Origin of the sequence: Hymenobacter daecheongensis DSM 21074 (genome assembly GCF_900141805.1) — a bacterium.
Classification (GTDB): domain Bacteria; phylum Bacteroidota; class Bacteroidia; order Cytophagales; family Hymenobacteraceae; genus Hymenobacter; species Hymenobacter daecheongensis.
In genome coordinates this window covers 1-22,456 of record NZ_FQYN01000005.1, presented here as the reverse complement: position 1 = coordinate 22,456, position 22,456 = coordinate 1, and the positions used below count along the sequence as shown (strand labels likewise).

Annotated in this window: 16 protein-coding genes; 2 read left to right on the top strand and 14 right to left on the bottom strand. The window is 63.5% G+C overall.

What is annotated here, in order from left to right; genetic code table 11:
- Positions 1 to 128 precede the first annotated feature (128 nt).
- The 6 genes from BUB62_RS10630 to mnmA form a co-directional block, all read right to left on the bottom strand.
- Positions 129 to 2,684, bottom strand: a complete 2,556-nt coding sequence (locus tag BUB62_RS10630; RefSeq protein WP_084538996.1) for a TonB-dependent receptor — start codon at positions 2,682 to 2,684, stop codon at positions 129 to 131.
- The gene (gene rpe, locus BUB62_RS10625; protein WP_073109784.1) at positions 2,684 to 3,373 is read right to left on the bottom strand and encodes a ribulose-phosphate 3-epimerase; all 690 of its coding nucleotides are present in this window, start codon (positions 3,371 to 3,373) and stop codon (positions 2,684 to 2,686) included. The genes BUB62_RS10630 and rpe overlap by 1 nt, the downstream gene beginning before the upstream one ends.
- 310 nt (positions 3,374 to 3,683) lie before the next feature.
- A complete protein-coding gene (locus tag BUB62_RS10620) occupies positions 3,684 to 4,001 on the bottom strand; it encodes a hypothetical protein (RefSeq protein WP_143164113.1) in 318 nt (105 codons plus the stop codon).
- Between the two features lie 168 nt (positions 4,002 to 4,169).
- Positions 4,170 to 5,870, bottom strand: coding sequence for a S8 family serine peptidase (locus BUB62_RS10615; protein ID WP_073109779.1), 1,701 nt, complete (start codon positions 5,868 to 5,870; stop codon positions 4,170 to 4,172).
- A 173-nt stretch (positions 5,871 to 6,043) separates the two neighbouring features.
- Positions 6,044 to 6,784, bottom strand: coding sequence for a hypothetical protein (locus BUB62_RS10610; RefSeq protein WP_073109776.1), 741 nt, complete (start codon positions 6,782 to 6,784; stop codon positions 6,044 to 6,046).
- A gap of 11 nt (positions 6,785 to 6,795) precedes the next feature.
- Positions 6,796 to 7,965: a tRNA 2-thiouridine(34) synthase MnmA gene (mnmA, locus tag BUB62_RS10605; RefSeq protein ID WP_073109773.1), complete on the bottom strand. Its 1,170-nt coding sequence runs from the start codon at positions 7,963 to 7,965 to the stop codon at positions 6,796 to 6,798.
- A gap of 235 nt (positions 7,966 to 8,200) precedes the next feature.
- Between mnmA and trpF the strand changes: the two genes are divergently transcribed.
- Positions 8,201 to 8,827: a phosphoribosylanthranilate isomerase gene (gene trpF, locus BUB62_RS10600; RefSeq protein ID WP_073109771.1), complete on the top strand. Its 627-nt coding sequence runs from the start codon at positions 8,201 to 8,203 to the stop codon at positions 8,825 to 8,827.
- A 268-nt stretch (positions 8,828 to 9,095) separates the two neighbouring features.
- Here trpF and trmB read toward each other — a convergent pair whose 3' ends face one another.
- The 8 genes from trmB to BUB62_RS10560 form a co-directional block, all read right to left on the bottom strand.
- Entirely contained in the window at positions 9,096 to 9,758 is a 663-nt protein-coding gene (gene trmB, locus BUB62_RS10595) for a tRNA (guanosine(46)-N7)-methyltransferase TrmB (protein WP_073109768.1), read from the bottom strand.
- Positions 9,759 to 9,767: 9 nt separating this feature from the next.
- Complete coding sequence (locus BUB62_RS10590) at positions 9,768 to 11,072, bottom strand: bifunctional folylpolyglutamate synthase/dihydrofolate synthase (protein WP_073109765.1); 1,305 nt, start codon at positions 11,070 to 11,072, stop codon at positions 9,768 to 9,770.
- A gap of 285 nt (positions 11,073 to 11,357) precedes the next feature.
- Positions 11,358 to 12,242 carry a cell envelope integrity TolA family protein gene (locus BUB62_RS10585; protein WP_073109763.1) on the bottom strand — a complete coding sequence of 295 codons (885 nt, stop codon included), beginning with the start codon at positions 12,240 to 12,242 and terminating at the stop codon, positions 11,358 to 11,360.
- A gap of 117 nt (positions 12,243 to 12,359) precedes the next feature.
- On the bottom strand, positions 12,360 to 12,770 hold the full coding sequence (locus BUB62_RS10580) for an ExbD/TolR family protein (protein WP_073109760.1): 411 nt from the start codon (positions 12,768 to 12,770) through the stop codon (positions 12,360 to 12,362).
- Positions 12,771 to 12,884: 114 nt separating this feature from the next.
- Complete coding sequence (locus BUB62_RS10575; protein ID WP_073109758.1) at positions 12,885 to 13,592, bottom strand: MotA/TolQ/ExbB proton channel family protein; 708 nt, start codon at positions 13,590 to 13,592, stop codon at positions 12,885 to 12,887.
- Between the two features lies 1 nt (position 13,593).
- The gene (locus tag BUB62_RS10570; protein WP_073109756.1) at positions 13,594 to 14,805 is read right to left on the bottom strand and encodes an HU domain-containing protein; all 1,212 of its coding nucleotides are present in this window, start codon (positions 14,803 to 14,805) and stop codon (positions 13,594 to 13,596) included.
- A 169-nt stretch (positions 14,806 to 14,974) separates the two neighbouring features.
- On the bottom strand, positions 14,975 to 16,678 hold the full coding sequence (locus tag BUB62_RS10565; RefSeq protein WP_073109754.1) for a TonB-dependent receptor: 1,704 nt from the start codon (positions 16,676 to 16,678) through the stop codon (positions 14,975 to 14,977).
- 204 nt (positions 16,679 to 16,882) lie between these two features.
- A complete protein-coding gene (locus tag BUB62_RS10560; RefSeq protein WP_073109752.1) occupies positions 16,883 to 20,110 on the bottom strand; it encodes a tetratricopeptide repeat protein in 3,228 nt (1,075 codons plus the stop codon).
- A 601-nt stretch (positions 20,111 to 20,711) separates the two neighbouring features.
- Between BUB62_RS10560 and BUB62_RS19015 the strand changes: the two genes are divergently transcribed.
- The coding region (locus tag BUB62_RS19015) for a PKD domain-containing protein (RefSeq protein WP_073109749.1) at positions 20,712 to 22,456 on the top strand (1,745 nt) is incomplete at its 3' end.

Genomic DNA, 22,456 nt, shown 5'->3' with positions numbered 1-22,456 from the left:
CCTTTACCATCCGCGTGGTAAAGGGCTTTGTGCGTTGAATGGGATTCCCAGTTAGGAAAGAGGAAGGTCCTTCGCAAGCTCAGGATGACAGGCGTTATTTCACAACTTCACCCTTCACAATTCCACCATCAAAACCGCGCAATAACGCGTAGGTTCACGATGCGCTGGGAAAGGTAGTTGGGCACGGCGTAGGTGCGGGCATTCACGTCCTGCACGTAGCTGTAGCCGGCCACGTTGTTGGCCCCCAGCACGTTGAGAACCTCCACTCCTATCCAAAGACTTTCCAGCTGGCCGGGGCGGCGCGTAGCTTCCGGGCGGTTGCTGAGCGAGAGGACTTTGGAAAAGCCCAGATCGACGCGCTTGTAGGAGCGGGTGAGCTTGGTGGTGCCGCGCTCCTCGGGCAGCGCGGGCGGACTGAACGGCAGGCCGCTACCGAACACTAGGTTCACGTAGCCCTTCACGGTGGGGTTGTTGGGCAATTGGTCCTGGAAGAATACCCCGAGATTCAGCCGCTGATCCGAGGGCCGGCGAATGTAGCCCTGCGCCTCGCGCCCGAGGGCTTTGCCATTGTCGTCGTAGCGCGTCACGGAGTCGCCGTCGATGTTCTCGCGGGTGGTGAGCAGGCCCAGGCTGAACCACGACTCGGAGCCGCGCACGAACTCGCCGCTCACCCGCGCATCGAAGCCGGCGGCGTAGGCGGTAGCGTTGTTTTTGGCGAAGTAGCGCAGCCGCACGTTGTCGATGTCGTAGGGCACCACGTCGGTGAGATACTTATAATAGACCTCGCTGCTGAGCTTGAAGGGCCGCTCCCACTGCCGGAAGCGCAGTTCGGTGCCGGCAATAAAGTGCAGCGACCGTTGGGCGCGCAGCTCGGGGTTCAGTCCGGCCCGCTGCACCAGCACGCTCTGGGGCGTGGCGCGGGTGCCGGCGGTCTGGTCGCGCAATTCGCGGTAGAACGGCGGCTGGTAGTACACGCCCGTGGCCAGCTTAAACGACAGATCCGGGTTGCGGCGCGTCATAAACGAGTATTGCACCCGCGGACTCACGGTCAGCTGCCCGTTCACGCTCCACTGGTGGGCGCGCACCCCGTAGGTGAGCGTGCGCAGCGAATCCAGGGCAATAGTGTGCTGGGCGTAGCCCTGGGTGCGGGAACTGGCTAGGTCCAGCGCCGACACGAGCCGGGTGCGGCGGTAGTCGGGCACGAAGTCGGCCGAATCCACGTAGCTGTACTCGTTGAGCCGATCCTCGATGTTTTCGCGGCCGCCTTTCAGGCCCCAGCGCACGGTGTGGCGCTGGCCGGGCGTCCAGCGGCCGCGGCCTTCGAGGGTGGCCACGCGGGCCAGCAGCGTGTTGCGGGAGTGGTCGAAGCGCGAGCCCACGTCGCGCTGGCGCACGGCCTTGTTGTAGTCGGGGGCCTTCGGGTCGGTGTTCACCTCGGCAAAGCTGTAGCTGGCCTCCACGTCGCGGTATTCCAGCTCCCGCGAAATCATGGCGCTGCCCAGCAGCTCGCCCTGCAGACTTGGGGTGAAATTGTGCTTCAAGCTCAGCCCGCCCTGGTAGGTGTCGTACTGCATCCGCTCGCGGCCATCATACACGATAAACAGGCGCTTGAACTGGGCCGTGGCCGAGCTGAAGGTGGCCACGCCGGTTTCGGGTGTGAGGCGGTAGTCGTTGTGGGCGAAGCTGGTGAGCAGGCTCAGGCTGGTGCGCTCCACGTCGTCTTTGGGCCCCAGCGCGGCGCTGATGTAGGCCTGCCCGTCGTAGAACGTGGGGTTGTAGTCGCCGCGCTGCTGCCGTAACGACCGGAGCACGTAGGAGGCGTTTTTGTAGCGGATGCCGGCCAGGTAGCTCACCCGCTTGTTGGGCGAGGTGGCTTCCACGTGCATCGTGCCGCCCACCAGGCTGGCCGTGGCCGAGCCGCCGAATTTCGCGGGCTTTTTGTAGTCGATGCTGAGCACGGAAGAAAGCTTGTCGCCGAACTTAGGCTGCCAGCCGCCGCTGGAAAACTCAATCTTATCGACCAGATCGGGGTTCACGAAGCTCAGCCCCTCTTGCTGCGAGGTGGTGACCAGAAACGGCCGGTACACCTCCATGCCGTTCACGTACACCAGGTTTTCGTCGTAGTTGCCGCCGCGCACGGCGTAGGTGCTGGTCAGCTCGTTGTTGGCCACCACGCCGGGCAGCGTGGTCAGGATCTTGTTGAAGTCGCCGAAGGCCGAGGGCAGCTCCTTGGCCGCGCGCGGGTCGATGCGGGTGATGCTGACCTGCTCGCGGGTATCGGCCTCGTCCTGGCGGCCGCGCACGGTCACGCCTTTTATGGCCCGGCTATCGGGGGTCAGGGTCAGATTTAGCTCCGCGCCGCTGCTCAAGTCGAGCGGTACGCGCAGGGCCCCGAAGCCCAGGCGGCGGGCCACCAGCACCGGCGGCTTGCCGCTCTGCGGCCGGGTCACGCTCAGGGCAAAGCGGCCCCGCGCATCGGTGTTGGTGCCGCCGGGCTGGCCCTCAATGCCCACGCCTACCAGCTCCAGCGGCTGCCCGCCCGCGTCGCGCACGGTGCCGGTGATGAGGATGCGGGCGGCCTGCTGGGCCTGGGCCGTCGGCAGGTAAAACAGCAGCAGAAACAGCGCCAGCCAGCCGGCGCGGCCCGCCACCAGGGGCAAAATACGCAGAAAACGGAGCGGCATTAGCGTTGGTCCTGAGCAGTGCCGGCCAGCGTAGCCGTGAGGTAAGCCCGCAGGTCGGCCAGGGTTTGCACCGGGTCGGGCGAGTTGAACACGAAGCTGCCGGCCACCAGCACATCGGCCCCGGCTTCTACCAGCGCCCCGGCGTTGTCGAGGCTCACGCCGCCGTCTACCTCAATCAGCGCCTCCGAGCCGTTGTCAATCAGCAGCTCTTTCAGTTCGGCCACCTTGCGCAGCGTATTCGGAATAAACGACTGCCCCCCAAACCCCGGATTCACCGACATGATGCACACCAAGTCCAGGTCGGCGGCAATATCGGCGAGCACCGCCACCGGCGTGTGCGGGTTCAGGGCCACCCCGGCGCGGCAGCCCAGGGCTTTTATCTGCTGCACCACGCGGTGCAGGTGCGGGCACGCCTCGTAGTGCACCGTGAGGTTGGCAGCTCCCGCGTCGCGGAACGCGGCCAGGTAGTGCTGGGGCTCCTCAATCATCAGGTGCACATCCAGGGGCTGCTGGGCGTGGCGGTGAATGGCCTGCAGCACCGGAATACCGAAGGAGATATTGGGCACGAAGCGGCCGTCCATCACGTCGCAGTGCAGCCAGTCGGCGGCGCTGGCGGCCAGGCGCTCGGTTTCAGATTGGAGGTTGCCAAAGTCGGCGGCCAGCAGCGAGGGAGCCAGCAGCGGGGCCATGCGTCGGGTTGGGTTCATACAGCGAAGGTAACGCTTTGGGGAGCAGCTTTTGGTATGCCGGAGGCGGGATTGGGGGCGGCTTTTTTTCGGGCCAAGCTTTGTCTGGCCTGTTTTTCCTTCGACACGAAGTAACGAATGAATGAGCCGCAACGCGGCGACAGGTTTGTAGCAATAAATAGGAATGAAGAACAAAGCCGCGTAGCGGTGGCAGAACCGCCCGAACGGCTCTGTCACCGCTACGCGGCTTTGAATGACTTCTTGTGCGATTCTCTACAAACCTACCACCGCGCTGCGGCTTCCGACTTCCGTGCTACTTCACTTCGGCCGGCTTTTTCCAGGCCTGCCAGTCCAGCTCGCCGTTTTCGCGCTTGCGCAGGAAATAGGTTTGGTCGTCTTTCTGGGTTTTGCCGAAGGTCACGTCGCCGCGGCAGTCGAGGCACTTCACGGACGTGTACTTGAACTTGTCCTGGGCCAGGCGCGAGGATAAATCTAGGTTGTCGGAGCCGCACAGGCCGCAGGCGGGCACGTCGGGGAAGCTGAGCCGGTCGTATTCAGCCACCACCTCGTGGAAATTGGGACCCTGCACCGTAAAGTGGAACTGGCGGCGGCCAATTCTTTTAGTAATCATGAGCTGCAACATACTATCAACTGAAAAAGGGGCGAAAAACGAACGAAGCGCGGCGGTGCGCCGCTTCATAACGCTAATATGGTTGGAATAATTGCTAATAAAAACTAAAAAGGCCGAAAACCAGAAGCCTAGCTTTCGGCCTTTCCGAATCGGTGGGCCGTCGCCGGCTTACAGCTGCACGAAGCGCACGGTTTGCCGGGCCTTATCCGTGCTTACCTCGCAGAAATACAACCCCTTAACTAGCCCAATAGCCGGCAGCCGCACATCGGCGGCCGGGGTGGCGGCCAGGCGCAGCTCGCGCACCAGCCGGCCCCGTGCATCAAAGAGACGCACGTGCAGCGGCGCGGCCCGGAAAGCCGCGCTCAGGTGCAGCGACATGGCCTCGCCGGCGCTGGGGTTGGGATAGATGGTCAGCGCCGCGTCGGCCACGGCCGGACTGTCGGCGGCCAGCGGGTTGTTGGGGTTGGCCAGGTTATAGGCCCGCACGAAGTGCGGAATGCCGTAGCCCAGCGTGTTGTTGGGCGCGGTGGCCAGCGTGCCGGAGCGCTGCAGAAAGCTGAGCACCTGCTGCGCGTTCAGCGCGGGGTTGGCCTGCCAGAAGCCGGCAGCCATGCCGGCCATGATGGGGCAGGAAAACGACGTGCCGTTGCCGGTGCCCACGGTGCCGGAAGGCGAAATAATAGCGGATTGGCGCCCCTGAGTGGCCACGTTGGGCTTGATGCGCCCATCGGCCGTGGGGCCGTAGGAGCTGAACGGCGCGTGCGCCCGCAGCGAATCTACCGCGCCCACCGTCAGGATGGAATCGGCATCGGCGGGGGCGGCAATGTAGCGCCAGCTGGAGGTGCCCTCGTTGCCGGCGCTGTTCACCACCAGCATGCCCACGCGGGCGGCCACCACGGCGGCCCGCGTCGAGATGGCCGTGCGCCCGTTCATGTCGGCGTAGGTGTAGTCGGCTGAAGGCAGGTCGAAGGTGGTGTAGCCCAGCGAGGAGCTGATAACGTCCACGCCGGCCGAGTCAGCGTATTCGGCCGCTACCAGCCAGTTGGCTTCCTCAATGGGGTTTTCCGAGTTCAGCCGGCTATCTTCGGTGATAAAGAGCCGGTACGTAGCCTTGGGAGCCGTGCCGATGAACACGCCGGGCTGGTTGGCCGCCATTGTGGAGAGGCACTGCGTACCGTGAGCATCGCGCTGATATACGCTGGTGTTTTTATCTACGAAGTTGAAGGTGCTGGCAATGCGCTGCTCCTGAAACAGCGGCGCGAAGGCCGCCACCTGGTTCACGCCCGTGAAGCCGGCATCGAACACGGCAATCTGCATGCCCTCGCCCCGAAAGCCGGCGTTGTGCATCGTCGCGGCCCCAATCATCTTGGCCTGCCCGTAGGCAATGCCGTAGTCGGCGCTGCTGCTCAAGCGCTGGGCGACGGCGGGCGGCACGTCCTCAGCGGGGCGCGGGGCGGCCAGGCCGCGGTTCAGCGTTTCAGCGCCCCGCACGCAGCTCAGGCCATTGAGCACGGCCAGCGTGGTAGAGTCGCAGGCCACGATGGCCGCGTTGAACCAGCGCGAGGTGTACCAGAGCTGCACGCCGGCCACGGCTTTCACCTGCGCCACATAGGCCGGGTTCACGGGCAGGTCGCGGGGCCGGAGGCTGATGCCCTGCCGCGTGCGCCGCTGCAGCGCCCGCGCCGACAGGTAGGCCTGGGGCTGGCTCAGGCTGTAGGGCGAGTTGGCTTTGTTGGTGAAGTAAATCAGGTGCTTGCGCACCGTGCCGGTGGTTTGGGGCGGCCGGGCGGCCGGCGGGGCGGCGGCGGCTTGCACCGGGGCGGAGCCGGCCCACAGGCCGGCCAGCAGCAGGAGTTGGGAAAAGCGCATAGAGCGGGGCAGGAAGAGAAGGTTATCGTCGGGAAAGATACGGATTTGCCGGGTGGTTGAGTTCCCCCGAATCATCCTACAGCTTGCCGGCCGCCCGAAGCCTGCGCCGCCCAAAAAAAGCGCGGCCGGTAGGAGCTACCGGCCGCGCTTCGGGGCATTTGGGGCTGGCTTTTCTACGGCGTGTTGCCCTGCTCCACCAGGGTTTCCACCCGCGTCTGGCCCACGAAAACCCGGCTGGGGTCGCAGTTGCCGCCGTTGCAGTACACCAGCCGGCGGCGCTGCCGGTATACCGGGCCTTTGCCCTGGGCATATACCTGGCGGTATTTGGCGGTGCTGGTCACGGGGTTGTCCAGGTTCACGTCTTCCACATCGTCGGTGGTCACGGTGTGGTCGTAGTGGAAGCTTTTGGTGCTGGTTTCGGTGTCGAAGGGCTCGTTTACGCGCAGGTAGCGGCGGCTCTGCGCCTCGGGCAGGTCGCGGCCGTTGAAGGCGTCGCGGTTCCAGCTGCGGCCGGCCCGGATGGGGAACACCAGCTCCACGGTGCGACGGTTGTTGCGGGTGAGCTGCACGGTGCTGGCCGTGCCCGAAATGACCATCACGCTGTCGTCGCGCCAGGGGTCGGTGGGCAGGGTGCGGCGGGAGCGCACGAGGCGGTAGGCCGGCTGACCGCTGGCATCGGTAAATTGTTCCGCGATTCGCTCCCGAAACTGGTACGTACTGACAGGCTGCCGTTGGTAGTTGACCCAGACGGAATCGACCACCGAAAAAATGCGGTAGTCGCCCAGCGCCAGCGGGTAGTAGTCGGTGCCGGCTTCGGGGCCGGGCTCGGTCTCGGTTTTGCAGCCGGCTACCAGCAGCGTGAGCAGGCTGGCGGCCGAAAGCAGGCGTGGCAGCCGGCAGGATAAAAACAGCATAGAATAACGGGTTAGGCCGAAATGACTTGGTGGGTAGTGGCTGGGGAAGATACGGGGACTTCGCCAATGATGTGGCGCTCAATCCAGCCGCCCCCAATGACATCCTGCCCGTCGTAGAACACGGCGGCCTGGCCGGGCGTCACGGCGTGCACAGCCTCTTCGAAGTAGACGTGGATCTTGTCGCCGATTTGCTCCAGAAACGCGGGCGAGCCGTCGTGGTTGTAGCGGATTTTGGTGCGCGCGGGCACCAGACCCATGCCTTCCAGGGAGGCGTACTTGCCCATGTTCAGCTTGCCCACCAGCGTGCGGGTGCTGGCCAAATCGTCGAAGTTGCCGAGCACGACCTGGTTGGTTTCGGGCCGGATTTCGGTCACGTAGGCCGGGAAGCCCAGCGCAATGCCCAGCCCCTTGCGCTGCCCGATGGTGTAGAACGGGTAGCCCTCGTGGTGGCCCAGCACGGTGCCGTCGCGCAGCACAAACTCGCCGCCGGCCACGCGGGCCTCCAGCCCTTCCACGCGCCGGCGCAGAAAGCCGCGGTAGTCGTTGTCGGGAATAAAGCAGATTTCGTAGCTCTCGGGCTTGTTCACCAGCTCGGTGAAGCCGCGGCGGCGGGCCTCGTCATAAATCTCGGTTTTGCGCATCGCGCCCAGCGGAAACATGGTGCGCGCCAGGCTCTCCTGGCTCACGCCCCACAGCGCGTAGCTCTGGTCCTTGTTTTCATCCAGGCCCTTGCTGATGACGTAGCGGCCGTTTTCCAGGCGAATGTTGGCGTAGTGGCCGGTGGCGATGTACTGGCAGCCGAGCTGGTCGGCGCGGCGCAGCAGGGCATCCCATTTGATGTGGGTGTTGCAGAGCACGCAGGGGTTGGGCGTGCGGCCGGCCAGGTATTCGTCGGTGAAGTTGTTGATGACAAAATCGCCGAACTCGTCGCGGATGTCGATGATGTAGTGCGGGAAGCCAAGCTCCACGGCAATCTGGCGGGCATCGTTGATGCTGTCGAGCGAGCAGCAGCCGGTTTCCTTCTTGGAGCCGCCGGCCGAGGCGTAGTCCCAGGTTTTCATGGTCATGCCCACCACTTCGTAGCCCTGCTCGTGCAGCAGCACGGCCGCCACGGAGCTATCAATGCCGCCGCTCATAGCGACCAGGACCCGTCCTTTCGATTCGGAAGTATTCGTATTCATATTGGTTGAAAGCCAAGAGGCCGCGCGAAAGTTTCCGCCGGTCATACGGCAAAGGTAGCAAGTCCGCAGTTGGGCCCGGCGGCCGGCCGGGCGCTGCCGCCGGACCGGCCGCCGGATTATTTTTGGCTGCCGGTTATCATATTGACCTTGAATTCATCCAAATCAGGAGTTTTATCCCGAATATTGCGGAACGCTGATTCCAGGCGTGGCCGTTTCGTCTTGCTCTCGTTCCGTTATGTCCTTGATTTCTCCGGTGCTCGTTCGCGGCATCAACAACCTCTCCGATGCCCGCTACTGCGCCGGCATGGGGGCCGACTACCTCACGTTCCGCCTCGACCCCATCCTGCCCGGCCACCTGCAGCCGGAGGTGGTGCAGGAGCTTAGCGGCTGGGTGGCCGGCGTGCGGCTGGTGGGCGAGTTCGACACGCTTTCGGTGGAGGAAATCAACCGAATGGCCCAGGCCTGCCGCCTCGACTACGTGCTGCTGCACCGCCGTCGCCCCGCCGAGGAGCTGGCTCAGCTGGCCATTCCGGCGCTCAAGCTCATCAAGTGGATTCCGGATATGCTGGTGGAGGACGTAGAAAAGCGCTTCCGCGACCAGCACGCCCACGTGGCCGGGTTCGTGCTGGCCACGCCGCCGGCCCACGCCCTTTCGGCCATGCAGCTGGCCCAGCTCACCCAGCAGGCCCGCACCTACAAGCTCTGGCTGGGCACGGGTTACGCGCCGCCGCTGAGCATCCGCCAATTCGTGGAGGAAATCAAGCCCGCCGGCCTCGTGCTGGAAGGCGGCGAGGAAATCAAGCCCGGCCTGCGCGACTTCACGGAGCTGGAAGCGGCTTTTGAACAGCTGGAAGAGGAGTGATTTTTTAATGTGCTGATGTGGGAATGTGCTGATGTGCTAAAAGTCGTCTGTCATCCTGAGCTTGCGAAGGACCTCCCTCTTCCCGCACTACAACTTTCATTCAACGCACAAAGCCCTTTACCGCGCCAACGGTAAAGGGCTTTGTGCATTTAAAAAGACTTGTCACTTACCCGAGGAAGGTCCTTCGCAAGCTCAGGATGACAGACGACTTTTCAGCCCATCAAAGAATTAGCACATCAGCACATTCCCACATCAGCACATTAAAAAATCAGCTCAGCTGAAACTGCAGATACTTAATGGGGATACCCTCGGCGCGGAAGCGGCGCTCGTAGTGGGTCTGGATATCCTCGGCGTGCGGGAGCAGCTCAGGGGTTTCGTACAGGTCTTTGGTGTGGGCCAGCACGGTGGCGCCGGGGCGCTGTTGCACCACTTCCAGGGAGTAGTCGAATAGCGCTTCGTCGTCGGTTTTGAGGTGCACTAAGCCGCCGGGACGCAGAATCTGCTGGTAGAGGTCGAGGAAGCGCGGGGCGGTGAGGCGGCGCTTGGCATCGCCGAGGCGCGGGCGCGGGTCGGGAAACGTAATCCAGATTTCGCTCAGCTCACCGAAGCCGAAGTGCTGGAGCAGATCCAGGGCGCGCATCCGCACGAAGCCCACGTTGGTGAGGCCCAGCTGCTCGGCGCGGTGGCTGCCCTTCCAGATCCGGTCGCCCTTGATGTCGAGGCCCAGGAAATTGCGCTCGGGGTAGCGCTCGGCCAGGCCCACGGTGTAGTCGCCTTTGCCGCAGCCTACTTCCAGGGTAATGGGGTTGGGCCTGGTAAAAAACTCGGTTTGCCAGCGGCCCGCCAGCTGCTGGAAGTTGGCCTTGCCCGGCTCCACGATGTCCGGCCGCTCGGCGTTGTTGGCAAAGCGCTTCTGTTTTACTCGACTCATTTTTCGGGGTTACTCGGAATACAATTCGGCCATTTCGGCCACCACAAAGGTACTGCCCCCGATAAATACCACGTCATCGGGCGCAGCGGCCGCCCGCGCCGCCGCCACGGCGGCCGGCACCGGGCCGTACACCTCCCCCCGCAGCCCCGCCCGCGCCGCCTGCGCCGCCAGCTCGGTGGCCGGTAAGGCCCGCGGAATATTGGCCTGGCAGAAGTAGTACGTGGCCTCCGGGGGCAGCAGACTCAGCATCTTGCTCACATCCTTGTCATTCACCGCGCCCAGCACCATATGCAGCTGCCGCCGGGGCAGCCGCGCCAGCTGGGCCACCACGAAGCGAATACCGGCTTCATTGTGGCCCGTATCGCAGACCACCAGCGGGCGGCGGCTCAGAATGGTCCAGCGGCCGCGGAAACCGGTGAGGCGGTGCACTTCGCGGAAGCCGGTGCGCACGGCGGCTTCGGGAATAGTGAAGCCCTGGCGGCGCAGCTCGTCGAGCACGGCCAGCACACCGGCCACGTTCAGGCGCTGGTAGTCGCCGGCCAGGGCCAGCTCCAGCCCGGCCAGCTCCGCCGCGCCGCTGATCTGCAGCTGCTGCGTATCGGCATCCGGGGCGGGCTCACGCAGCATTTGCACCTGGTAGTGCTGGTCGGCAAACAGCAGCGGGGCCTGCACCGAGGCGGCTTTCTGCTCGAATACGGCCGCTACTTCGGGCTGGGTCTGGCTGATGACGACGGGCACCTGGTGCTTGATGATACCGGCTTTTTCGCCCGCAATTTCGGGCAGCGTATCGCCCAGCAGGTTCTGGTGGTCGTAGCTGATGTTGGTGATGAGCGACACCAGCGGGGTAATGATGTTGGTGGAATCTAGCCGGCCGCCCAGCCCCACTTCCACCACGGCAATATCGACCTGCTGCTCGGCAAAGTAGGAATAGGCCAGCGCCACGCACATTTCAAAAAACGACGGCTGCACCTGCCCGAACAGCGGCCGCCACCGCTCCACCCACGCCACCAGATACTCCGGGGCCAGATCCTGCCCATTGATTTTGATGCGCTCCGTAAACTCGCGCAGGTGCGGCGAAGTGTACAGCCCCACCTTGTAGCCGGCGGCCTGCAGTACCGCCGCCAGTAGGTTGGAGCTACTGCCCTTGCCATTGGTGCCCGCCACGTGCACCGCCCGAAACCGCCGCTCCGGGTGCCCCATGGCCGCGGCCAGCGCCTCGGTATTGCCCAGCCCCTTCTTAAAGCCGGCCATTCCTACCCGCTGAAACATGGGGAGTTGGTCGTAGAGAAAGGCGAGGGTTTCGGCGTAGGTCATGGGCGGTGAAATTGTGAAAGGGGAAGTTGTGAAGCTGTTTCGAGAATTCTAAAAGACTACACAGAACGTCCTGCTGAGCTTGTCGAAGCATCTCTCCCGCTTCGGCTGAATAGCGTTGCAACGAAGCGGGAGAGATGCTTCGACAAGCTCAGCAGGACGTTCTGGTGACTTTCTCAACCGCCTCATTGAAAAACGCACAACTTCACTTCTAAGGCAACGCGCCGGTAAAAGTAAAGCCGCCGGCCGGAAATCCGGTCGGCGGCTTGCGGCAGGGCCAGGAATGCTTTAACGCACCGTGACCTTGAAAGTATAGAAGCCCGTGGCCCCGCCGACGGCTGAACTGGTGCGGCGCAGGTCGGCATTCTCCAGCGCGTCGCGGCACACCTTTTCCTGGGTCGGCGACACGTTGCCGGCCACTTTGGTCACCGACTCAATCTCGCCGTCGGCATTCACCTTGATTTTAAAGCGCACAAACCCCGAGGAATTGTCCACCACGGGCGCGTCGGGCTTCGAGGCGAAGGCCCAGCCGGCCATTTCCAGGCCGCCGGAGCCGGGGCTGCGACCCGAGCCGCCGCTGCCGGGCTGGCCATAGAGGGCTTTGGCGTCGAGCGAGCCGTTGGGGTCGCCCTGGTCGCCCACGGAGCCGGGCCGGTCGCCGTTGTTGTTGCCGGTGGGTGCGTTGCTGGTGCCGTTTTCGCCGTTGCCGCCGCCGCTGGCGCTGCCTTTGGGGGTGTAGAGCGTGCGGGGCTTTTCGGCGGGCTTGGGAGTTTCCTTTACCTCTTCGCGGCGGGGTGCGGCTTTTTCTACCGGCGGCACGCTCACGGGGCTTTCCTCGGCCTCGCTGGTCACTATCTTATCTTCCGAAGCCTGCTGGGGCGTGGGCTCGGCGGCCTGTTGCACGGGGCGCGGCGTGGGGTCGGGTGAGGACGCGGGCGGGCGGCTGTCTTCGCGGTTCGGCGACTCGTTGGCCACGGCCTTGCTCTGCACGTCGCCGGAGCCGGCTTCGTCCACGCCGTAGTTCAGCTCCACGCCGTCGCCCCCGAAGGCGGCCAGCGGCGGATCAGGGCCTTTGAAGACGGTGAAAATGAAGGCCGCGGCCAGTAGCGCATGAATAGCCACCGTGCCGATAATTGCCTCGCGGCGGTGCTCTTCGCGGTAGTCTAAAGGCATGGCACTTGGTTTTTAGTTGTTGGTTGTTGGTTGTTGGCGCTGGGTATCCAGGTCAACACATCTGACTTCGTCGGTTGACCAAAAACCAGAAACAAATTATCAAAAACCAACCAAAGCTTACTTGGCGGCCGACTGCTGGGCCTGGGTGGCCATCACCATCTTCACCTTGAGCCGGTTGCCGATTTCGAGGATATCCACCAGCTTCTGCACGTTCAGCGACGAATCGACGCGCAGCACCACGGTGGGGCTTTCCAGGCCGGCAATGCGCTGGGCCAGGGCCGTTTCCAGCGTGGCGGCCGTCACGGGCTGCCGGTCCAGGAAATACGCGCCGGCGGCATCCACCGATACATTAATAGTCTGCTTCATCACGGCCTTGCCCGAGCGGGCATTGGGCAGCATGAGCTTGATGACGTTCGGGTTCACCATCGTCGACACAATCAGGAAGAACAGCATCAGGAAGAACATGATGTCGTTCATCGAACTGGTTTCGACGTGCGAGGAAAGCTTACGGCGCCGGCTGAGGTCCATACGGTGAGGTGGTGAAATGGTGATATGGTGAGTTTGATGTTTTGGCGGCGCGTTTTGCGCAGATTGCGCAGATTGAACGACAACTCACCAGTTCACTATCTCACCATTTCACCGCTAGTTATCCTGAAGAATGTCCATGAATTCGATGGCCGAGTTTTCCATGCGGAACACGAGGCGCTCGACCATGATGCTGAGCCAGTGGTAGCCGATGTGGGCGATGATGCCCACGATGAGGCCGGCGGCGGAGGTTACCATCTTGGTATAGAGGCCGCCCGAAATCTGGGCGATGCCGAAGTCGCCGGTGGCGCTGATGGCGTAGAAAATCTTGATAACGCCGATGATGGTACCCACGAAGCCCAGCATAGGCGCGATACCGGCGATGATGCCCAGAATGCTGATGTTCTTTTCGAGGCGGGCAATTTCAATCTTACCCACGTTTTCCACGCTGGTTTCGATGTCCTTCAACGGCTGCCCGATGCGGCGGATACCCTTCTCAATCATGCGGGCCAGCGGCGAGGGATTCTGAGCGCACAGCATCTTGGCCCCCTGCAAGTCACCCTTCACCATCAGCCCGCGGATGCCGGCCATAAACGCATCGGGGTTGACGGCGGCGCGGCGGATAGTGATGAAGCGCTCAATGATGATGTAGAGCGACACGAACGAAAGCAAAAACAGCGGCAGCATGATCCAGCCGCCCTTCAGAATCAGGTCGAGCAGGGACAAATCGCCGGTGACGGTGGGGGTGCCGGCGGCAACGGCGGTGGCAGCGGTATCGGTGGCGGTGGTAGCGGCGGTGGTAATCTGCAGCAGAAAGGCGGTCATGCTAGTAGTTGAGAACCCAAAGATCAGAACCTAAGTGCTTCCGCACCAGGGGCAATTGTTGCTGGGCCACGGCGTTGCTGGGATAGTCGAGCACCGAGAGGCGGAACTGGCGGCTGCCGCGAGCCGGCAGCACTACTTTCGCATTTTTGTGGCCGTGCTTCAGCAATGCCAGCCGCCCTTTTTCGGCGTGGGCCAGCGTGGTATAAGCGCCCACGATGATGTAGGAACGGCCCGTGCGGCTTTTAATTGTGGTTGGCCCCGCGGCCGGCACCAGATTGGGAGCCACCACACCGGCCTTCGCCACCGGAGCCACTGACGGCGCAGCGGTGGCCGTGGTTGCAGCTGGCTTCAGCGCCACCGGCTTCCCGGCTACGGTAACTGGCTTCACGGCCACGGTGGCTTTGCGTGCTGCGGCCGGCGCGGGTGCTTTGGCTGGCGCAGCGGCGGCCTCCGCCACTGTTTTCGTGGCTTCGGCTTCGTTGTCAATCACCGTGGCCGTGGCGGGGGCGGCCTCCGCCCAGCTGTTGTTGGCCAGCGTGGCCTGCTGTCGGGCGAAGGTCGGGCGCTCGGCCATGGCCTCGTTCACCGGCGCGGCCGTAGCCTGGTTTAGGTCTATTCTAAAGCTTTCAGGCAGATACCCCAACTTCAAAGCGCCCTGGTAGTTAGCCGTCAAAACAAGACCCGCAATGAGCATGGCGGCGGCGGCTTTGAAGGCGCGGGTGAGGCGGCGCGAGCGGCTCACGGTGAGCAGCGGCGCGGCGGGCTGCCGTTCGCGGGCCTGCAGCGCATCGGTGGCCCGGATGGGGCGCGATACCAGCTCGGGCAGGCCGTAGCTGGCCGCCAGCAGGTTCTGATGGCCGGTATACTCAAAGTCGAGGCCGCGGCCGGCGAGGCGGCGGAACGTGCCGATGCCGGGCAGCTCGGTGCGCTGGCCGGTTTCCAGCTCGGCCTGCAGGCGCAGCACGGCATCGCGCACGAGCTGGCGGGCCTGGGTGGGCGTGATGGTCAGCGCCTGACTGAGCGCATCCACCAGCAAACCGTCATTACGCGTGAGCGACTGGTTGAAGGCCACGCGCTTGGTGGGCGGGGCCAGCGTGTGGCGAACCGGGTGAATCTGGGCCGGCGCGTAGTCGGCAATCAGGCCACCAAAATCGGGGATGATAACGCAGTCGTGGTCCCGGAGCAGGGTGCGGATATGGTCGGATAGCTGCATCAGGTGGCGGGGTTAGGATTGGTTGGAAAAGCCGGCGGCCGGGCAACGCGAAAGACCTTCCGGACGGCCAACCCGCCATTGCCGGGAGGCAAAAAAGCGGGCTATGGGCGACCAAAAGGTCTTTCGGGCACTAAGACGCGGGCAAATTCGGCATCAACACAATCAGGTTCTAGAAGTCGTAGGTGGCACCCGCCAGCACGTTGAGGCCCTTCACCGGGTAGTTCAGGAACCGCTCGTACTTGCGGTTGAGCAGGTTATTGCCCGAAGCAAAGATGGACAGATTTTCTATAATACGGTAATCAGCGCGCAGGTTCAGGTCGATAACGGCATCAGTGGCGCGGGGCACGGCCAGCAGCGGGCGCGGCAGCGGCCGGGTCACATCGGGGCGGTAGCCGGCCCCGTAGCTGGCGCTGTAGGTATACAGCTCGCCGCCCAGCAGCAGCTTGCCATACATATTATAGGTGGCAAACAGCGTGGACTGAAACGCCGGCCGGTGGTAGGCTTTGGCCAGCGAATGCACCTTGTAGCCGTTGTAGTCGGCCTTGAAGCCGATGCGGACCTGCTCGGCGGCGTTGTACAGGATTTCGCCGTGAATATTGACCAATTGCGTGGCTTTCTGGTCATACACCAAGTCGAAGCGGGCGGTGTCTTTAGCCGAATTCTGGTAGAAGTACAGGTTGCGGTCGTTGCTCAGCGTGACTTTCGCATTCACGGCCAGAGCGCGGGCGGGCGTGGCGTTGAAGCCGAAGTAGACCGTTGGGCCGCGGTGGGTATCGGCCACGCGCTGGCGAGCGGCCAGCCACTGGTTTTCGGTGCTCAGATCGTAGAGCGTGACGCGCTGCAGACCGCCGCCCAAGCCAGCGAAGGCCACGAACTTATCCTCGCTCACGGTGTAGCCCAGGCGCACGGCCGGATAAACGTTGAACTGCGAGGCCCGCCGGATGGTGTCGCCGGTGTAGCCCAGCGTGGCCCCTACGCTCACCTGCAGGCGGTCCAGAGTCAGCTCGTAGGCGGGCGTCACCTGCACGAAGGGCCGGCTCACGGAGTAGGCCGAATCCTTCTGGGAGATGAACGACACGTCGCCGTTTACGCTCACACGGCTTTTCTCACTGAGCGCGTAGCCCGAGCGCAGCTCGGCGTGCACGTTGCTCTCGGTGGCCTTGAAGTTGTCTTTCCAGTAGTTGAAGCCCAGGCCAAAATCGTACTGGAAGGCAGCATCGGCGGCGCGGTTGCGGGCGTAGACTTTGGCCGCGGCGCGGGAGAATACTTGCTTGAGCTGGTCGGCTTCGGGCGTTTTTGCCAGGGCGGCGCGGTTGTAGCCGTAGAAGTTGTACCGCTCCCGGCCCAGGTCCAGCTTCGCGCCCAGCGTCATGGGGCCGCTGTAGGTTTCGCCGTTCAGGCCGATGCTGTTCTGGCTGAAGCCCGAATTTTTCTTATCCACAGGGCCTTTGCCGGAGGCCATATGGCTGAAGTCGAAGCCGTAGGAAGCAGCGTCGGAGCGGGTGTTGTGCAGGTAGATTTTGCCGTAGGTGGTGGCGTAGTTGCCCACACCCAGCTTCACGTAGTTGCCGGTTTGCGGGGCCAGCTCCTCCTGCCGGATGGTGAGCACGCGCACCGAAGGGTTCAGGCGGTCGGCGGGCAGGCGGAAGTCGGGGTATGTATAGGCGACTTTGCCGGCCTGCCTGGCGGGCGGGTCGATGCGGATTTTCTCGAAGTTGCGCGTGGCTTCGGGCAGCTTGTTCACCCGCTCCTTCACGATTTCAATTTCGGCATCTTCAATCTTGCCCCCGGTGCGGCCGGTGCGTTGGGCCTGCGCGGCAAGCGGCGCGGCGGCCAGCAGCACGGCCAGGGCCAATGGTTGACGAAGGATCATATAGTGGGGTCTTGGGGACTTAGGTACTTTATTTTTACTCGTCTGTCATCCTGAGCTTGCGAAGGACCTTATGCCAGTTGAACGATAATCGTAACAACGACTCGTTCTACCGTAATAAGGTCCTTCGCAAGCTCAGGATGACAGACGACTTCGAGTAACATTAGCACGCGAGATGCCTCAGCTTCGCTCGGCATGACGTGCTTATCACTCCTGCGCCGGAGCCGGAGCAGCAGTTGAATCAACGGGCGCTTCCTGCTTTGGCGTCAGGTTGTTAATCGGCGCTTTACCTTTGGCCGGAGCCTTAGGCGCGGGGCCGGTTTTGGTGGGTGTGGCCGGCGCTTTGGTCGGGGTTTTGGTGGTAAGCGACTTGGTGCCGCCCGTAGGCGCGCCGTTGCCGGAGCCGCCGGCCAGCGCGTCGGCGGGCAGGGCAGCCAGGCGCTGCTTGGCGCCTTCGATGACTTCGGCGACCGGGAATTTATTGTCGATGATGGAGTTCAATGTGGCGCGGGCCTGGAAAATTTCACCCTGGGCCTGGTAGATATCCGCAATCAGCAGGAAGCCGCGGCCCTGCCACAGCTCGTAGTTGGAGGAGTTGGTTTTGTAGGCCGCATCCAGCGCCTCAGGGTATTTCTTCTGCTGAAACAGCACGTCGGCCAGCAGGTACTGGGCTTCGGCCCCGGTTTCGTCGGTGGCGGCGGCGGCCGTAGTTAGCTCGGGCACGGCCTGGTCGAGGCTGCCGGACTTGTAGCTGGCTTTGGCCAGGTAGAGCGTGGCGGCGTTGGTGGCGTTGAGCGTGGCCCCGCTCAGGGCCCGCAGTTCCTCGGCCACGCGGCGGGTGCCGGCGTAGTCGCCGCTTTCGTAGTAGCTGCGCATCAGCCCGATGCTGGCCGTGGCCACCTCGCGCTTGTTCTGCGACGACTCGCGCAGGCGACCGTAGTACTTGATGGCCTCGGGGTAGTTCTTGTTCTCAAACTCCAGATCGGCCACCCGGCCCACGGCGCGGTTCACAAACTCGCTCTTGCCCTCTTCCACCACGGCCCGCAGGCGGGGCAGGGCCTCGGCTTTCTTGCCGGTCTTCAGGTAGGCATCGGCCAGGAAATAGCGGCCATTGGCGGCCAGTGCCGTGCCGGGATACTGCTTGAGGTAGCCTTCCAAGCGCGGAATGGCCTTGTCGTACTTCTCGGCCAGATACAGGGATTTGGCCGCCTCAAACTCGACGCTCTCAGTAGCGCCACTTTCGGGGTTCTGCTGCTTAAACTGGGCCAGATACTGGTCGAATTCCTCCGTTTTGCCCAGCGCCGACAGGCTTTCCTGCAGGCTGAACAGAGCGCTGTTGGCCGCCTTGGTGCGCGGAAACTGCGTGAGCACCTGCCGGAAATCCGTCACCGCCTTTTCGTGCTGGTTCAGGTTGGCGTAGGCCACGCCGCGCTTCTGCAGCGCCGACGGAATCAGCTGGGAGTTGGGTCGGTTGTCGATCAGCTTGGTGAAGCCGTCCACGGCGGGCTGGAAGTCGCCGGCCTCGTAGTCGAACTGGGCCTGCTGGTACACGGCATCGTCGGCGTAGCGCGAAGTGGGCGCGGTGCGCAGCAGCGTGCCCAGAGTTTTGCTGGCCTCGTCGCGGCGGCCGAGCAGGCCCAGCGTCACGCTTTTCTGGTAGTAGGCGTAGTCCTTGTCGGCGGCGTTGGCCTGAATGACTTTATCGTACAGATCCAGGGCCTGCTGGTAGCTTTTGGCAATGTAGTAGGTGTCGGCCAGGCGCAGGTGCACGTCGTAGTAGTTCGCGTCGGCGGGCTTGGCAATCGGGTCGTTCAGGTAAGCCTGGAACTGCTGGCGGGCGCGGTCGTACTGCTGGGTGTTGTAGTAGGCGTAGCCCAGACCGTAGCGGGCTTTCTGGTCGAAATCGGTGTCGGCGGCGGCCCCGTCGCGGGCGGTGCGGGCGGCGGCGTTGTAGGCCTGAATGGCCTCGGGGTACTTCTGCCCTACGCTGTACACCTCCCCTTTCAGCACCTGCGCGGCGGCCCGCAAGGCATCGTCCTGCGGATATTTCAGGGATTTCTCCAGCACCGGCAAAGCGTCGGAATACTGGCCGTTATTATACAAAGTGGCGGCCTGCAGATACGCCACGCGCTGGTAGGTGGCGTTGAGCTTGGCACTGCGGTCGTCGAGGCCGTCGAGGTAGCGCAGGGCCTGGGCGTAGTCGGAGGAGTTCAGGAAACTCTCGCTGAGAATATCGTCGGCGGCCGCGCCGTTTTTGGAGCGCGGAAAGCGGCGGTTGAAGTCCTTGAGGGCGGCAATGACCTCGGGCGAGTTGCCCAGCTCGTAGTTGATCTGGGCGTATTTGAGCGTCGCGTTTTCGGTGATGTTCTTATCGAAGTTCACCTTGCGGGCCGCATCGAACGAGTTCAGCGCCAGCTGCTTCTGGCTGGTCTGTAGGTAACTCAGGCCCAGGTGGTAGGCCGCGTTCTGCCCCAACGAGTCGCGCTGGGCCGCCACGCCCTTCAGGCTGCCGATGGCCCCCTTGAAGTCGCCCATCTTGTAGTTGGCGTAGCCGATCTTGTACTGCACCTTGGGCTCCACCTTTTTGCGGCCGGCGGCATACTGGTCAAAATACGCGGCGGCCTGCTTGTAGTCCTGCTTCTGGTAGAAGGCATCGCCCACCAAGAGCTGAATCTCGTCGGCCCCCTGAGGCGGCGGGGTCTGGGCCAGCACTTTGGTGCCGTAGTCGATCAGGCCATCGAAGTTGCCTTCCTTGTAGTAGATCTGACTCATGATGGCGGGCACCACGAGCTTGTAGGCGTCGTTTTCCTCGGCCACGGCCAGGTCGCGGCGGGCGCCGGGGTAGTCGCCGGCGCGGAAGGCCAGGTAGCCGGCGTAGTAGCTGCTGGCGTAGCGGTACTGGTGGCTGCCCTGCTTGTTGCGGTCGAAAAGCAGCTTGGCCTTATCGAACTCCTTCTGAGCGAAGTAGCTGTAGCCCAGCTTGAACTCCGCCTCGGCTCGCTGCTCGTTGGAGAGGTTATCGGCCCCCACGCGCTGCAGGTAGTCGATGCTCTTGGCGTAGTTTTTCTGGTCGAAGTAGAATTTGCCCAGCTCAAAAAACGCTACCGCCGCCTTCGGGTGGGCCGGATTGTTGGCCGCGAAGGCCAGAATGCGGTCCTCGGCATCGGGGTGAAACAAGTAGAGGCCCGCCACGGCGTAGTAGTACTCGGCCTCGATGGTGCGGTCGCGCAGCTCGCCGGTGCGGCGCTGGGTGAGGTCGAGGTAGCGCTGAAACGACTGCTGGGCGGCACCGTACTTGCCGCGGTCGAAGAGTTCGAGGCCTTCCTGAAAATGTCGTTCGTCGGAGGCAAATACCTGCGTTTGCTGGGCGTGCGCGGCTAAGGGGGCCGCCGCGCTGAGCGTGGCCGCCAGCGCAATCCGGGGGAATAGTTTCATTACGAGGCGTTACGGGGAAGGGCCGCGAGCAGCCCGGAACTGGCCAAAAGTAGCGAAAAAAGGCGTTGGGTTGCGCCCAAAGCCATTTTGGTTACTTGGGCAAACGGCGCGGGGCCGATTTTGGTATGAAGTTCCGCCATTAGCTACCTTGGCAACCTATGCCCCTTCCCTGTCTTTCTATGACGCTGTTCCAAAGTCTAGCCAGCTTTGCTACGCTGCTATTGGCCGCCGGATGCGCTTGAACTCGTAGTGGCAGGTGTGCAGCAGGCAGTTCCCTTGCTGGGGTATGATTAAAGCGTAGTTCGACTACTGCCGGACCCTGGTATATATATTTCTGATCATGTTTGATAGCAAAGCTATGCCGTCGCGGGAAATCAGTGCGTATACTGGCCCGGAGACGCAAAATTGGCGGAGAGGATTCTGCACGCCGTGACGTGTGCAAGTGCTGTTGGGAGCCCGGAGTTGACAGAATGTGGGACGGTTCAGTACCTGTATGGTGAGTTAGGAGTGGAAGAAGCTCTGGCCGGCGTGTCAGCACTTATCGTCCACTTCTTGTCCCATTCTCATGCACCCTACCCTTATTTGCAGCTGGTTTCTTTTTTTGCGCGTCCCTTGGGCGCTGCTTCTCGCGCTGGTCTGGCTTGTGCCCGGCCCGGCGCTGGCCCAGGTGCGCATCATGCCCCTGGGAGCCTCCACCACGCAGGGCGACACCGACCATAACTCCTACCGCCGCCCGCTCTGGCAAAAGCTGCAGACCGGCGGCTACAGCGTCGACTTCGTGGGCTCCCAGAACAGCAATTTCGGCGGCCCGCCCCCTAACCCCGACTTTGACCTCGACCACGAAGGCCACTGGGGCTGGCGGGCCGATGAGCTGTTGGCCCAGGCCCAGGGCTGGTCGGCCACCCACCAGCCCGATGTGGTGCTGATGCATGCCGGCTCCAACGACATGATTCAGAATCAGAGCGTTACAGAAACCCGCGACGAGCTGGGCCAGCTCATCGACGCGCTGCGCGCGGGCAAGCCAACGGTTAAGATTATAATGGCCCAGCTGCTGCCGGTGGCCCTGAGCCCCGGCAACAGCAACATCACGGCGCTGAATGCGCTGCTGCCCGCGCTGGCCCAGCAAAAAACGACGGCCCAGTCGCCGGTGATTATCGTGGATCAGAACACGGGGTACGACCCGGCCGTCGACACGTACGATGGCGTGCATCTGACCCCGGCCGGGGAGGTAAAGATGGCCGACCGCTGGTACACGGCCATCCAGACGCTGCTGGGCCCGCCCACGGCCGTTTTCTATGCTCTAACCGTAAATATCAGCGGCACGGGCACCGTGAGCCGCAATCCGGATGCGGCCAGCTACGCCAGCGGCACGGGGGTCACGCTCACGGCCTCGCCCGGCAGCGGGCAGCAGTTTACGGGTTGGAGCGGCGACGTGACCAGCATGGCCAACCCGCTCAATATAACCATGAGCGCCAACCGCACCATCACGGCCACCTTCGCGCCCTTGCCCACGGGCGGGCAGGCCGTGACCAGCTTCACACTCATCAATGCCGACTCGGACCAGGATATTCAGACCCTAGCGAACGGGGGTACGCTGAACTTGGCCGCGCTGCCCACCCGCAACCTGAACCTGCGCGCTAACACCAGCCCCGCCGCCGTGGGCAGCGTGCGGTTTTCGCTGGGCGGAGCCCAGAGCCGGAGTCAGACGGAGAATGTGGTGCCTTATGCCCTGTTCAGCGACACGGGCGGCGACTACAACCCTTGGACCCCGGCCGTAGGCACGTATTCGCTCACGGCCACGCCTTACACGGGCGGCAACGGCACCGGTACGCCCGGCACCCCGCTCACCATCAGCTTCTCGGTCACCAACCAGCCCGGCGGCGGCAATGTGCCGCCCGTGGCCAACGCCGGCCCGGACAAAACCCTCACCCTGCCCACCACCAGCACCGTGCTCAACGGCTCAGGCTCCGATGACGGCTCGGTCGTAGGCTTTGCCTGGAGCCAGGCCAGCGGCCCGGCTACCGCCACGTTTTCCTCGGCAACCGTGGCCGCGCCCACCGTGGGCGCCCTGGGGGCCGGCACGTACGTGTTCAGCTTGGTCGTAACCGACAACCTGGGCTTGGCCAGCGCCGCCGACCAGGTCACCGTCACCGTGAATCCAGCACCGCCCACGGGCGGGCAGGCCGTAACGAGCTTCACGCTGATCAATGCCGACTCCGACCAGCCCCTGCAGACGCTGGCCGCCGGGGCCGTGCTGAACCTGGCCACCTTGCCCACCCAGAACCTGAACCTGCGCGCTAACACCAGCCCCGCCGCCGTGGGCAGCGTGGTGCTGGCCCTGAGCGG

Coding starts and splice junctions, on each gene's coding strand:
- BUB62_RS10630 (WP_084538996.1), bottom strand. CDS start 2,684: ATGCCGCTCCGTTTTCTGCGTATTTTGCCCCTGGTGGCGGGCCGCGCC.
- rpe (WP_073109784.1), bottom strand. CDS start 3,373: ATGGCCCCGCTGCTGGCTCCCTCGCTGCTGGCCGCCGACTTTGGCAAC.
- BUB62_RS10620 (WP_143164113.1), bottom strand. CDS start 4,001: ATGATTACTAAAAGAATTGGCCGCCGCCAGTTCCACTTTACGGTGCAG.
- BUB62_RS10615 (WP_073109779.1), bottom strand. CDS start 5,870: ATGCGCTTTTCCCAACTCCTGCTGCTGGCCGGCCTGTGGGCCGGCTCC.
- BUB62_RS10610 (WP_073109776.1), bottom strand. CDS start 6,784: ATGCTGTTTTTATCCTGCCGGCTGCCACGCCTGCTTTCGGCCGCCAGC.
- mnmA (WP_073109773.1), bottom strand. CDS start 7,965: ATGAATACGAATACTTCCGAATCGAAAGGACGGGTCCTGGTCGCTATG.
- trpF (WP_073109771.1), top strand. CDS start 8,201: ATGTCCTTGATTTCTCCGGTGCTCGTTCGCGGCATCAACAACCTCTCC.
- trmB (WP_073109768.1), bottom strand. CDS start 9,758: ATGAGTCGAGTAAAACAGAAGCGCTTTGCCAACAACGCCGAGCGGCCG.
- BUB62_RS10590 (WP_073109765.1), bottom strand. CDS start 11,072: ATGACCTACGCCGAAACCCTCGCCTTTCTCTACGACCAACTCCCCATG.
- BUB62_RS10585 (WP_073109763.1), bottom strand. CDS start 12,242: ATGCCTTTAGACTACCGCGAAGAGCACCGCCGCGAGGCAATTATCGGC.
- BUB62_RS10580 (WP_073109760.1), bottom strand. CDS start 12,770: ATGGACCTCAGCCGGCGCCGTAAGCTTTCCTCGCACGTCGAAACCAGT.
- BUB62_RS10575 (WP_073109758.1), bottom strand. CDS start 13,592: ATGACCGCCTTTCTGCTGCAGATTACCACCGCCGCTACCACCGCCACC.
- BUB62_RS10570 (WP_073109756.1), bottom strand. CDS start 14,805: ATGCAGCTATCCGACCATATCCGCACCCTGCTCCGGGACCACGACTGC.
- BUB62_RS10565 (WP_073109754.1), bottom strand. CDS start 16,678: ATGATCCTTCGTCAACCATTGGCCCTGGCCGTGCTGCTGGCCGCCGCG.
- BUB62_RS10560 (WP_073109752.1), bottom strand. CDS start 20,110: ATGAAACTATTCCCCCGGATTGCGCTGGCGGCCACGCTCAGCGCGGCG.